The 12,699-nt window shown below is 54.1% G+C and carries 13 protein-coding genes and 1 pseudogene; 11 read left to right on the plus strand and 3 right to left on the minus strand.

Annotation, left to right across the window (positions count from 1 at the left end):
* The first annotated feature begins 75 nt into the window (after positions 1-75).
* On the plus strand, positions 76-603 hold the full coding sequence (gntK, locus tag ACLHV9_RS01695; protein WP_008503362.1) for a gluconokinase: 528 nt from the start codon (positions 76-78) through the stop codon (positions 601-603).
* Between the two features lie 3 nt (positions 604-606).
* On the plus strand, positions 607-1,947 hold the full coding sequence (gene gntU / locus ACLHV9_RS01700) for a gluconate transporter (protein WP_407220098.1): 1,341 nt from the start codon (positions 607-609) through the stop codon (positions 1,945-1,947).
* 116 nt (positions 1,948-2,063) lie between these two features.
* On the opposite strand, the gene plsB is transcribed toward gntU, so the two are convergent.
* Entirely contained in the window at positions 2,064-4,484 is a 2,421-nt protein-coding gene (plsB, locus tag ACLHV9_RS01705) for a glycerol-3-phosphate 1-O-acyltransferase PlsB (RefSeq protein ID WP_108089402.1), read from the minus strand.
* A gap of 154 nt (positions 4,485-4,638) precedes the next feature.
* On the opposite strand from plsB, the gene ACLHV9_RS01710 reads away from it, so the two are divergent.
* The 5 genes and pseudogenes from ACLHV9_RS01710 (at position 4,639) to ACLHV9_RS01730 (ending at position 7,453) form a co-directional block, all read left to right on the plus strand.
* Positions 4,639-5,007, plus strand: a complete 369-nt coding sequence (locus ACLHV9_RS01710) for a diacylglycerol kinase (RefSeq protein ID WP_028017941.1) — start codon at positions 4,639-4,641, stop codon at positions 5,005-5,007.
* A gap of 107 nt (positions 5,008-5,114) precedes the next feature.
* Entirely contained in the window at positions 5,115-5,723 is a 609-nt protein-coding gene (gene lexA, locus ACLHV9_RS01715; protein ID WP_025757830.1) for a transcriptional repressor LexA, read from the plus strand.
* Positions 5,724-5,786: 63 nt separating this feature from the next.
* On the plus strand, positions 5,787-7,124 hold the full coding sequence (gene dinF / locus ACLHV9_RS01720; RefSeq protein ID WP_128348326.1) for an MATE family efflux transporter DinF: 1,338 nt from the start codon (positions 5,787-5,789) through the stop codon (positions 7,122-7,124).
* A pseudogene (locus tag ACLHV9_RS01725) lies at positions 7,124-7,195 on the plus strand (hypothetical protein); the annotation flags it as partial. The gene dinF and the pseudogene ACLHV9_RS01725, both read left to right, overlap by 1 nt.
* Before the next feature lie 48 nt (positions 7,196-7,243).
* Positions 7,244-7,453 carry a CsbD family protein gene (locus ACLHV9_RS01730; RefSeq protein WP_028017939.1) on the plus strand — a complete coding sequence of 70 codons (210 nt, stop codon included), beginning with the start codon at positions 7,244-7,246 and terminating at the stop codon, positions 7,451-7,453.
* Positions 7,454-7,519: 66 nt separating this feature from the next.
* Here ACLHV9_RS01730 and zur read toward each other — a convergent pair whose 3' ends face one another.
* Complete coding sequence (gene zur, locus ACLHV9_RS01735) at positions 7,520-8,032, minus strand: zinc uptake transcriptional repressor Zur (RefSeq protein WP_028017938.1); 513 nt, start codon at positions 8,030-8,032, stop codon at positions 7,520-7,522.
* Between the two features lie 115 nt (positions 8,033-8,147).
* Here zur and ACLHV9_RS01740 point away from each other — a divergent pair, with 115 nt between their 5' ends.
* The 4 genes from ACLHV9_RS01740 (at position 8,148) to pspG (ending at position 11,510) form a co-directional block, all read left to right on the plus strand.
* Positions 8,148-8,636 (plus strand): cupin domain-containing protein, encoded by a 489-nt coding sequence (locus ACLHV9_RS01740; protein ID WP_049007735.1) that lies wholly within the window; start codon positions 8,148-8,150, stop codon positions 8,634-8,636.
* Between the two features lie 170 nt (positions 8,637-8,806).
* Positions 8,807-10,054: a conjugal transfer protein TraF gene (locus ACLHV9_RS01745; RefSeq protein WP_407220099.1), complete on the plus strand. Its 1,248-nt coding sequence runs from the start codon at positions 8,807-8,809 to the stop codon at positions 10,052-10,054.
* 81 nt (positions 10,055-10,135) lie between these two features.
* A complete protein-coding gene (gene dusA / locus ACLHV9_RS01750) occupies positions 10,136-11,131 on the plus strand; it encodes a tRNA dihydrouridine(20/20a) synthase DusA (RefSeq protein ID WP_407220100.1) in 996 nt (331 codons plus the stop codon).
* A gap of 136 nt (positions 11,132-11,267) precedes the next feature.
* The gene (gene pspG, locus ACLHV9_RS01755; RefSeq protein WP_028017934.1) at positions 11,268-11,510 is read left to right on the plus strand and encodes an envelope stress response protein PspG; all 243 of its coding nucleotides are present in this window, start codon (positions 11,268-11,270) and stop codon (positions 11,508-11,510) included.
* 184 nt (positions 11,511-11,694) lie between these two features.
* On the opposite strand, the gene ACLHV9_RS01760 is transcribed toward pspG, so the two are convergent.
* Entirely contained in the window at positions 11,695-12,678 is a 984-nt protein-coding gene (locus ACLHV9_RS01760) for a quinone oxidoreductase (protein ID WP_407220101.1), read from the minus strand.
* Between the last annotated feature and the right edge of the window lie 21 nt (positions 12,679-12,699).

The following is a 12,699-nucleotide window of genomic DNA, read 5'->3' on the forward strand; positions in this document are numbered from 1 at the left end:
ATTGCTTCTCTTTTGCCCCGGCAGGACAATGTTACCGATAACTGTTACCCGTAACAATTGACTGAGGGACACCCTTTGAGCACGACTAATCATGATCACCACGTCTACGTCCTGATGGGCGTTTCCGGTAGCGGGAAATCAGCCGTGGCCAGCGAAGTGGCGCATCAACTCCAGGCTGCGTTTCTTGATGGTGACTTCCTCCATCCGCGCAGCAACATCATGAAAATGGCCTCCGGCGAGCCGCTGAACGACGACGACCGCAAACCGTGGTTGCAGGCGCTGAATGACGCCGCGTTCGCGATGCAGCGCACCAACAAAGTTTCCCTTATCGTTTGCTCCGCGCTGAAAAAAACCTACCGTGACCTGCTGCGTGACGGCAACCCGAACCTCTCTTTCATCTACCTGAAAGGGGATTTTGAGGTGATTGAAAGCCGTCTGAAGGCGCGCAAAGGTCACTTCTTCAAGACTCAGATGCTGGTGACGCAGTTCGAAGCGCTGCAGGAACCAGGTGAAGATGAGAAAGATGTCTTAGTGGTTGATATCGATCAGTCACTGGAAGGTGTTGTTGCCAGCACCATCGAGGTCATTAATAAAAGGCAGTAAGTTTTGAGTACATTAACGCTTGTTTTGACAGCAGTGGGTTCCGTGTTGCTGCTGCTGTTTTTAGTGATGAAGGCGCGTATGCACGCTTTCGTTGCTTTGATGGTGGTTTCTATTGGTGCAGGTCTCTTTTCCGGGATGCCGCTCGACAAAATCGCAGCGACCATGGAAAAAGGGATGGGCGGTACGCTGGGCTTCCTGGCGATTGTCGTCGCGCTTGGGGCGATGTTTGGCAAGATTTTACATGAGACAGGCGCTGTTGATCAGATAGCCGTCAAGATGCTGAAATCCTTCGGACATAACCGTGCGCATTATGCGATTGGCCTGGCCGGTCTGATTTGTGCCCTGCCGCTGTTCTTTGAAGTGGCGGTTGTGTTGCTGATTAGCGTGGCGTTCTCTATGGCGCGCCACACTGGGACTAACCTCGTGAAGCTGGTTATCCCACTGTTTGCGGGCGTGGCAGCGGCAGCGGCGTTCCTGCTGCCCGGGCCAGCGCCGATGCTGCTGGCATCCCAGATGCACGCTGATTTCGGCTGGATGATCCTGATTGGTCTGTGCGCGGCGATCCCGGGGATGATTATTGCCGGTCCGCTGTGGGGCAACTTCATCAGCCGTTACGTTGAACTGCACATTCCGGATGACATCACCGAGCCGCACCTCGGCGAAGGTAAAATACCCTCCTTCGGCTTCAGTCTGTCACTGATCCTGCTCCCGCTGGTGCTGGTTGGCCTGAAAACCATTGCCGCGCGCTTTGTGCCGGTAGGTTCCAGCGCGTACGAATGGTTTGAGTTTATTGGCCATCCGTTCACAGCGATCCTGGTGGCGTGTCTGGTGGCGATTTATGGCCTGGCGATGCGTCAGGGGATGCCGAAAGACAAAGTAATGGAAATCTGCGGTCATGCGCTGCAACCTGCGGGCATTATTCTGCTGGTTATCGGTGCGGGTGGGGTGTTCAAGCAGGTTCTGGTGGATTCCGGCGTGGGTCCCGCTCTGGGTGAAGCGCTGACCGGAATGGGCTTGCCGATAGCCGTGACCTGCTTCGTGCTGGCGGCTGCGGTGCGTATCATTCAGGGTTCTGCGACCGTCGCGTGTTTAACCGCCGTGGGTCTGGTGATGCCGGTGATTGAACAGCTGCATTACTCAGGCGCGCAAATGGCTGCGCTGTCTATCTGTATTGCAGGTGGGTCTATCGTGGTTTCTCACGTGAATGACGCAGGTTTCTGGCTGTTCGGTAAATTTACCGGTGCCACCGAAGCGCAGACGCTGAAAACCTGGACGCTGATGGAAACCATCCTCGGTACGACAGGCGCAATTGTCGGGATGATTGCCTTTACGCTGCTGAGTTAAATGCGGTGATTTGGCAAGGTTAAAAATAAGGCCCGGTAGCGTTAGCGCTTACGGGCCTTAATCATTCTGCGAAAGACAGGCCGGGAAGAGTGAAAACTCCGCCCGGCTTTGTATTGTCACTCGCCCTGTGTTGAACTCTCAATCGTCAGACGCACATCAGACGTAATCAGTTCAGCCAGCATCTGATAGACCTTCAGCGTCTCTTCTGGCTCGGCATCGCCCGTATCACTGATAAAGCCTTCATCACGCAGCGTCAGAACCAGTGAACTGAAGACCGCTTTGTCGAAGAATTCAGGAGCGTTAATACCGTGCAGAACGGACAGGCGCTGTGCCAGCGTCCGGCTCTCTTTCTCCAGCGTTCCACGGTTGATAGACGGGTTCGCACTGAGCAACCAGAATGTAATGGCATAACGCTGCAGCGTTTCACGCGCACCGGCCGCCAGCAGTTGCAGGGTACGGGAACGTGACGGATTGATGTGCAGCTCGTCGTTCACAACGGTGATCAGCCCCTGACGACGCAGTTCTTCCGTCAGTTTATCCAGCTCGCCAGCCAGCTCATCCTTGCTCCAGCGCAGGAACAGCTCCGCTTTCAGCATCGGGTAGAGCGTGTCAACGTGACGCAATAGCTCCTGGCGTGAAATGCGACGATGCTGGGTGATGATAGCTGCCATGAGTGACGGCAGCATCAGCATATGGGCGATATTGTTGCGATAGTACGTCATCAGTACGGCCTGCTCGCGCGGCAGAATGATGATGTCGCCGATCGTGTCCTTTTCGACTTCGAACTTATTCATCTGCAAAGCGTGATCGATAAGCTCACTGGCGCTCGCAGAAGGTACCGTCGAGTCAACCGAGTACGGGACGTTGCGCATCATATCGAGATAACAATCGAGCTGCTCTGTCAGCTGTTCGCGAGTCAGTGAGCGCTGGCGAGACGCCAGAAGCGCCGTGCAACACAGGTTCATAGCGTTTGCCGCACCGGCGTTGTTAATACGCACCATCAGCTCAGACGCGATGCCGTTGACCGTTGGCGTCAGCCAGGCCGGACGAACCGCTTCGATAGGGTCGATAGACTCGCGCCACTCCGGAACGTGATGGTTCAGATACGTCATCAGCGGCATCGGCTCGCCAAAGTTCACGTAGCCCTGTCCGAGATTACGTAGCTTGCTCAAACCGCGCAGCATTTGCGGCAGGCTCTCTTTCTCTTTAGTCGCGCCACGCAGCTCTTTAGCGTAAGTCCCCACCTCCATCACATGCTCATAGCCGATGTAGATTGGCACCAGCGTGATTGGACGAGTTCCTCCGCGCAGCATGGCCTGAATGGTCATGGACAGCGTGCCGGTCTTCGGATCGAGCAGACGGCCGGTACGGGAGCGACCACCTTCCACGAAGTACTCAACGGAATATCCGCGGCTGAACAACTCACCCAGATACTCGCGGAACACCGTGGAGTAGAGCTTATTGCCCTTGAAGGTACGGCGAATAAAGAAGGCGCCCAGTCGACGGAAAATCGGGCCAGCTGGCCAGAAATTCAGGTTAATACCGGCCGCGATATGCGGCGGTACCAGCCCCTGGTGATAAAGCACATAGGAGAGAAGCAGGTAGTCCATGTGGCTGCGGTGGCAGGGGACATAGACAATTTCATGGCCATCATGCGCCAGTTGGCGTACACGCTCGGCGTTATGGACGTTGATGCCCTGATAGAGACGGTTCCAGGTAAAGCTGAGAATACGATCGGACAGACGAATCATCTCGTAAGAGAAGTTCGCTGCAATCTCTTCCATCAGTGCAATGGCGTTCTGCTGGGCTTTCTCATGTGAAATCTTCTTGCTGCGTGCTTCGTCTTCGACGGCACGGGCAATCGCTTTGGAGGCCAACAGCTTGTTGAACAGATCCTGACGCGCCGGGAGACGCGGCCCAACGGCAGCGAGGCGCTGACGGGCGAAGTGCATACGCGCTACGCGCGCCAGTTTTTGCGCGATGATCTTATCGGTGCCATGCTCGTCCGCCATTCGACGCAGCGAAACGGAAGGGGAGAAACGCACAAAGCTGTCGCGTCCCAGCCAGGAGACCGCGAAGAACTTCTGGATGCCGTTAAGCATGCGCAGCGGTGGATTCTCTTCACCTTTTTCACGACCCGGGCGACGACCAAACATCACGGATACTGGCACCATCTGCACATCCAGATCAGGATTGCTGCGGTGCAGGTCGAGATAGTCATGGAACAGCTTGATGGACTCTTCTTTTGGCGTGTAATAGGTAAACACGCGCGGTCCACCGTGAATGAACACGTAGCGCGGCAGCAGAGTACCGTCAACTTCTAGCGGTTCAAGCGGGTCAGGTAAGTCATGCGCCAGGCACTGGGCGCGAAGCGTCAGTAAGTCTGCCTTCGAGTTATAAGGCAAAACGTACATAATGGGGCGCGACGTATCGAGCCCCAATTCCAGCGCGGGTTCTGCTGGGATAGACTTGCTTTTTACCAGGATGCTTAATGGTAAATTAAGTAATTTGTAGTAAATTCGTGGCCAGCCGGACATAAACGATGTAAAGCCTCTGGTTAATAATGCAATTGCGGCGCAAGGATAACAGAAAGCGCGCAAAATTTCTGTTGTTACCCGTCATACTTCAGGCGGTAGCGAAACTCGCTGCCACTCTAGTTACTGACGCTATTTCCAATAAAAGGTTCTTTTAATGGCCAATAATACCACTGGGTTAACCCGAATCATCAAAGCCGCCGGCTATTCCTGGAAAGGTTTCCGTGCCGCGTGGATCAATGAAGCCGCCTTTCGCCAGGAGGGCGTCGCCGCTATCATCGCGGTGATTATCGCCTGCTTCCTTGATATTGATGCAATAACACGCGTTCTTCTGATCGGCTCCGTACTGCTGGTGATGATAGTGGAAATTCTCAATAGCGCTATTGAGGCCGTTGTTGACCGGATTGGCTCAGATTTCCACGAGCTCTCTGGCCGGGCAAAAGACATGGGTTCCGCTGCCGTGTTGCTGGCGATTATTACTGCGGTCATTACCTGGGTCACGCTGCTTTGGTCACATTTCCGATGAGCCTCGAGGAATAATTAAGTCCCTGGTTTTTTGTGCAGTTTTTGGTTCCAAAATCGCCTTTGACTGTATATACTCACAGCATAACTGTATATACACCCAGGGGCGGAATGAAAGCGTTAACGACCAGGCAGCAAGAGGTGTTTGATCTCATCCGGGATCATATCGGCCAGACGGGTATGCCACCCACGCGTGCGGAAATCGCTCAGCGTCTGGGCTTCCGTTCTCCGAATGCTGCCGAAGAACACCTGAAAGCGCTGGCGCGTAAGGGCGTGATTGAGATTGTTTCGGGCGCGTCACGCGGTATTCGCCTGCTGGTGGAAGAAGAGACGGGCATTCCGCTGGTGGGGCGTGTTGCTGCCGGTGAGCCTTTACTGGCACAGCAGCATATTGAAGGCCACTACCAGGTCGATCCGGGGATGTTTAAACCGAGCGCTGATTTCCTGCTGCGCGTAAGCGGCATGTCGATGAAAGACATCGGTATTCTTGACGGTGATCTGCTTGCGGTTCACAAAACGCAGGATGTGCGAAACGGCCAGGTTGTGGTCGCGCGTATTGATGACGAAGTGACCGTTAAGCGTCTGAAAAAACAGGGTAATACCGTACAGCTGCTGCCTGAAAACAGCGAATTCTCCCCGATTGTGGTGGATCTTCGCGAACAGAACTTCTCTATCGAAGGGCTGGCAGTAGGGGTGATTCGCAACGGCGAATGGCTGTAATCTCTTCCTGACAGGCTACGGCGTTGCTGTAGCCTGCTTCCTTTACCTCTCCCGGTATTTTTCATGTCACTGCTGACGGCATCAGATAAGGCATTGTGGCGTCTTGCACTGCCGATGATTTTCTCCAATATTACCGTGCCCTTGCTGGGTCTGGTCGATACTGCTGTTATTGGTCATCTGGATTCACCTGTTTATCTTGGCGGCGTGGCGATTGGCGCGACGGCAACCAGCTTCCTGTTTATGCTGCTGCTCTTTTTGCGCATGAGTACTACCGGGCTCACGGCACAGGCGTATGGTGCCAGAGATCCGCTGCGTCTGGCGCGCGCGCTGGTGCAGCCGCTCATTCTTGCGCTTGGTGCGGGAGTATTAATCGTTGTATTGCGCTCGCCCCTGATTGACCTCGCGCTTCACATCGTTGGCGGTAACGAGGCAGTGCTGGAGCAGGCGAGACGTTTCCTGGAAATTCGCTGGCTCAGTGCGCCGGCATCACTGGCTAACCTGGTTCTGCTGGGGTGGTTACTGGGCGTGCAGTATGCCCGCGCGCCTGTCATTTTGCTGGTGGTGGGAAACCTTCTCAACATTGTGCTTGATGTCTGGCTGGTAATGGGTCTGCATATGAACGTGCAGGGGGCTGCACTGGCGACGGCAATTGCCGAATACGGGACTTTTATCATCGGTCTGTGGATGGTCTGGCGCGTGCTGGCGATGCGCGGGATCTCTCTTGCGCTACTCAAAACCGCATGGCGCGGCAATATCCGTAAGCTGCTGGCACTCAACCGTGACATCATGCTGCGTTCACTTCTCCTTCAGCTCTGTTTCGGTGCGCTGACGGTTTTCGGGGCTCGGCTGGGGCCAGACATCGTCGCGGTCAATGCCGTATTGATGACGCTACTGACCTTTACCGCCTACGCGCTGGACGGTTTTGCCTATGCTGTGGAAGCACATTCCGGGCAGGCGTACGGTGCGCGCGAAAGCGGGCAGCTTCAGGATGTCTGGCGGGCAGCCTGTCGTCAGTCAGGGCTGGTGGCACTGGCATTTGCGCTGGTTTATGCCGTTTTTGGCGAGCAGATCATTGCATTACTCACCTCACTTCCCACACTGCGTGAACTGGCGAGCCACTATCTCATCTGGCAGGTGATCTTACCGGTGGTCGGTGTCTGGTGTTATCTGCTGGACGGCATGTTCATTGGGGCTACGCGCGGAGCCGAAATGCGTAACAGTATGGCGGTGGCAGCAGCAGGGTTTGGTCTGACGCTGCTGACGCTCCCCTGGCTTGGCAATCACGGTTTGTGGCTGGCGTTGGCCGTTTTCCTCTCGTTGCGGGGCCTGTCTCTGGCCTTTATCTGGCGCCGTCACTGGCGAAATAATACCTGGTTTCCTTCCCATCACGATATATCGTGATGGTTAAAGATTCCGAATATCAAAATAGCTGCAGAATCCTTAACTACAATTATTATCACGTCCAGCAGAAAAGAACGTAACGGACGTTACGACCCGACGCTTAACAAGAGGACACGATGATGAATAAAGACGAAATCAGCGGCAACTGGAAGCAGTTCAAAGGTAAAGCGAAAGAGCAGTGGGGGAAGCTGACAGATGACGATATGACCGTCATTGAAGGTAAACGCGATCAGCTTGTCGGTAAAATCCAGGAACGCTACGGCTACGCAAAAGACCAGGCGGAAAAGGAAGTCGGCGACTGGGAAAAACGCAACGACTACCGCTGGTAACCGGGTTATACCCGAAAGTACAAGGAAGTACACCCTGAGGGCGGCCATGAGCCGCCTTTTTCATTGCTAGCGAGGTTTTTTCTTCACAACGATTGTGTGGTCGTGCTGGCACTTATCGTGATGGCTGCATGATTCCACCTCGACACAGGCAGAGCACAGCCCATGTGCTTCAATAACATTATGACGCAAGGCAAAGCCCATTTTGGCCGCCAGCGTATGCATAATGTCTTCAACACCTTCAGCCCCTTCTTCTTTTACCACGCCGCAGCGGTCGCAGATAAACATGGCTGATGTATGGGTTGGCTGGTCAAACAGGTGGCACAGCACATAGCTGTTTGTGGATTCAACCTTATGCACGAACCCTTGTTCCAGCAGAAAATCGAGCGCGCGATACACCGTAGGCGGTTTGGCCTGCGGCTCGCTTTCGCGGAGCAGGTCGAGCAGATCGTACGCGCTGATGGCTCCCTGTTGCAGGCTCATCAGGCGTAATACCTCAAGGCGCTGCGGAGTCAGGCGCACATTGCGTTGCGCGCAGAGCTTTTCGGCCTGCGCTAACAGCTCTTTTGTGGACTTATCCATTTAGCACCCCGGATGTTATAGGACGGAAAACCCTCACTTTATCATGTTCTGGTAAAAACACCGAGATCCGCCTGTCTGTGCTATACCTGACGCATTGCAAACCGGGAAACGAACAATGAAAAGACCTGACTGTATTCGACACTGGCGCGATGTGGAAGGCGCTGATAACTCAACCTATCCCGACAGCGACGAGCGTTTTTCCATCGGTGCGCCGCTGGCTCGCAAGCTCGGGCTAGGGCGTATTGGTATCCATCATGAGCGTTTACCCCCCGGACGTCGGACATCCTATCCTCATGCGGAAAGCGACGAAGAAGAGTTCATTTATGTGCTTGAAGGGTATCCTGAAGCCTGGATTAATGGCTATTTGTGGAAACTTGAACCCGGCGATAGCGTAGGGTTTCCCGCCGGAACCGGCGTCTGCCACACCTTTATCAACAACACGGACGAAGAGGTTCGACTCCTGGTAGTTGGCGAAGCCAACAAGAAGCACAACCGCATCTACTATCCGCTCAACCCAGTGTATGCCGCCACGCGAGAAGATCGCTGGGTCGATCACCCGCCCCAGTTTTTTGGGCCACATGATGGAAAACCTGGGAAAAAATAATTTCCTCTTCTATAAATATTGAGGGCCGTCACAAATTACAACAGGTCTGGTTAGAATTTAACTTAAGGAAATGGCGGGTCTTTTTGTACTTATTCACAGCAATAGTTCGTACCTGTTTGGGTGATAACAGACAGGGGTTATTTCATAACAGACTATAAGACGAGCATACTGTGAAAAAACATTTTAAATTTTCGGTGGTTAGCATCGCCGTCTCCTTGTTTATGGCAAATCAGGCCGGAGCAGCCAATACCTGGACAGAAGCACGTAGCGATGCGATGGGGGGGACGGGGGTCGCGGCTGGGAGCTATGGCAGCGGGGTGTTAATCAACCCGGCGTTGCTTGCAAAGGCGAAACCTGACGATGGTATCACGGTGATCCTGCCCTCTATCGGTGCGCAAATTTCAGACAAAGACAACCTGCGCGATAAGATTGATGACATCAGTGATGATGTCAGCGCCTATCGCAGTACCCTGGATAATATCAATCTTATCGATCTCCTTAATCCTTCCAGTGCTGCATCGCGACAGGTCTCTGCCGCCGCAGGCGACCTTGCCGATCAACTGGATTCACTGAAAGGGAAAACCGCCAGCGGTAAAGCGGGAGGTGGGATCGCTGTAAGTATTCCTAATGACGTGCTATCACTGGCTTTCGTGGCCAAAGCCAATGCGCGTGCTCGCGTGAGTTCTTACATCGATCAGGGTGATATCGACAAATTGCGCGCGGTGGAAGCCGTTCCGGCGGCCGTATTTGGGGTTGACCCGAATGATTTGAAATCAAAGGGTTTTGGTCGTGCTGCAATCGTTTCAGACTATGGCGTTGCAGTGGCGCGTCAGTTTGATATCAGCGGCGTGCCTGTTTCCGTGGGTATCACTCCTAAGCTGCAACAGACCTGGCTCTACAACTATACGGTCTCGATCTACAACTTTGACAGTGGCGATATCAACAGCAGTCGCTATCGCAACGACGATACTGGGTTTAACGTTGATGCCGGCCTTGCTGCTGATTTCGGTGAAAACTGGACGGTGGGTTTGACCGGTAAAAACCTGTTCTCGCGTGATATCGACACCAAAGAGGTGGATGGCGTGCGCGATACTTACCAAATCAGCCCTGTCGTTACTGCGGGGGCGGCCTGGCATACCGATCTCCTGACGCTGACGGCGGATGGTGACCTGACCGAAACCAAAGGTTTTAAAAGCGAAGAGAACTCCCAATATGTTGGCGTGGGTGCGGAAGTGACGCCATTGAGCTGGCTGGCGGTTCGCGCAGGTTATCGTGCTGATGTGAAAGACAATGACAGCAATGTCTTTACCGCAGGTGTGGGGTTTGCACCGCTTAACACGGTTCATATCGACCTGATGGGTCTGTATGGTGAAGACGAAACCTGGGGCGCGGGGGCGCAACTGAGCATGACGTTCTAAAGTCCACCGGAGGCGCTGCGCCTCCGGCTTTTCTTTGTGCTATAGTAGCGCCCCTTTTCACCAGATGCTTAAAACTTCGCCATGTCGTCAGAATTACAGACTGCTTTCCCTGCACACCGTTTCTCCATTGCGCCAATGCTCGACTGGACGGACAGACACTGCCGCTACTTCCTGCGTCAGCTCTCCCGCCATACGCTGCTGTACACCGAAATGGTGACCACCGGTGCGATTATTCACGGTAAGGGCGACTATCTGGCTTACAGCGAAGAGGAGCACCCGGTTGCCCTGCAGCTTGGCGGTAGCGATCCGGCCGCGCTGGCGCAGTGTGCGAAGCTGGCAGAAGCGCGTGGCTACGACGAGATCAACCTCAACGTTGGCTGCCCGTCTGACCGCGTGCAAAACGGTATGTTTGGCGCGTGCCTGATGGGGAACGCACAGCTGGTGGCGGACTGCATTAAGGCGATGCGCGATGTCGTCTCCATTCCGGTCACGGTCAAAACCCGTATCGGCATTGACGACCAGGACAGCTACGAATTCCTGTGCGACTTTATCAATACGGTATCCGGGAAGGGTGAGTGCGAGATGTTTATCATCCACGCGCGAAAAGCCTGGCTCTCTGGCCTCAGCCCGAAAGAGAACCGTGAGATCCCGCCGCTGGACTACCCGCGCGTGTATCAGCTGAAGCGTGACTTCCCGCACCTGACGATGTCAATCAACGGTGGCATCAAGTCGCTGGAAGAGGCCAAAGCGCATCTGGAACATATGGATGGCGTGATGGTCGGGCGCGAGGCGTATCAGAACCCGGGCATTCTGGCGACGGTCGATCGCGAAATCTACGGTGTAGAAGGCGCAGATACCGATCCGGTTGCGGTGGTTAGTGCCATGTATCCGTACATCGAACGCGAGCTGAGCAACGGCACATATCTTGGCCATATCACCCGCCACATGCTTGGCCTTTTCCAGGGTATTCCGGGAGCGCGTCAGTGGCGACGTTACCTGAGCGAGAACGCGCATAAAGCCGGTGCCGACATCGAGGTGCTGGAACATGCGCTGAGACTGGTGGCTGATAAGCGATAAATTTCGCTAAAAGATGGTCAAATTCACCACGCCCTGCAAATCTTTGCGGGGTGTTTTGCTTTAAGAACAATGAGTTAGTTTTGGCATGCTTTTTGTAATGGTTACTGCATTACTCAGGAGCGTGTGGGAGAAAAACATGCTGGAACTACTTTTTGTGATTGGCTTTTTCGTCATGCTATTAGCCACAGGCGTTTCGCTGCTCGGCATTCTGGCCGCTATCGTTGTCGCCACGGTGGTGATGTTTATCGGCGGATTATTTGCCCTGACGATCAAGCTGTTGCCGTGGCTGCTGCTGGCTATTGTGGTGGTGTGGGTGATACGGGCGATTAAAACGCCAAAAGTGTCCACTTATCAGCGCAATAACCGCTTTCGTTACTAAGGTATTGAGGGGTTCGTCACATACTTGTAACTTTTCTGGTGGCATTGCTTAGAACAGAATAGGATTTACTTATCGAATCTGTCACTATGACTGCCGCTAAAGAATTCATCGAGCTGTACCCTACATACAGCCGAACTAAAAAAAGAAAGGGCTTCCTCAGGGAAGCCCAATTTCTTTTCTGGATTCAGGGAATTAACAGACTTGAACCCTGTGTCACCCTGCTCTCAAGTACCTCATGCGCGCGCTGTGCATCGACCAGCGGATATTTCTGCGCATCTGCCACATCCACTTTAATCACCCCACTGGCGATCAGCGAGAACAGCTCGTTACTGGCTTCCTCAAGCTCTTCCCGGTTAGTAATGTAACCTTGCAGGGAAGGGCGAGTCACATACAGTGAGCCTTTCTGGTTCAGAATGCCGAGGTTAACCCCGGTCACAGCACCTGACGCATTCCCGAAGCTCACCATTAGCCCGCGGCGCTGCAGGCAATCGAGAGACGCTTCCCAGGTGTCTTTCCCCACCGAGTCATACACCACCCGCACTTTTTTGCCGTTGGTGATTTCTTTCAGCCGCTCGACGATGTTCTCTTCACGATAGTTAATTACCTGCCAGGCTCCCGCCTGCAATGCGCGCTGCGCTTTTTGCGCGTTGCCCACGGTACCGATCAGTTTCGCCCCCAGCGCTTTTGCCCACTGACACGCGATCAGCCCCACACCACCCGCAGCAGCATGGAACAGGAACTGCTCGTCAGGTTTAATTTCGTAGGTTTTACGCAGCAGGTAATAGACCGTAAGCCCTTTCAGAAATGAGGCTGCAGCTTGCTCAAAGGAGATGGCGTTGGGCAGCAGGGCGGCTTTATCCGCCGGGACGTTGTGGACGGAACTGTATGCCCCCAGAGCAGATTGGGCGTACACCACGCGATCGCCCTCTTTAAGGTGCTTAACGGCGCGGCCAGTTTTGATAACCACTCCTGCCGCTTCGGTACCCAGACCGCTCGGCAGTGATGGAGGCGGGTAGAGGCCTCCGCGAATATAGGTATCAATGTAGTTGATACCTATGGCCTTGTTTTCAACCTGAACTTCGTTTTCGCCTGGTGCTACTGGGGTAAATTCCACCGCTTTCAGCACTTCTGGCCCACCGTGTTTCTGGAATTCAATGCGCGTTGCCATGCTCCCTCCGTAAGAAAAATA

The sequence above is a fragment of the Enterobacter sp. CPE_E890 genome (assembly GCF_046521475.1).
Taxonomy (GTDB): domain Bacteria; phylum Pseudomonadota; class Gammaproteobacteria; order Enterobacterales; family Enterobacteriaceae; genus Enterobacter; species Enterobacter adelaidei.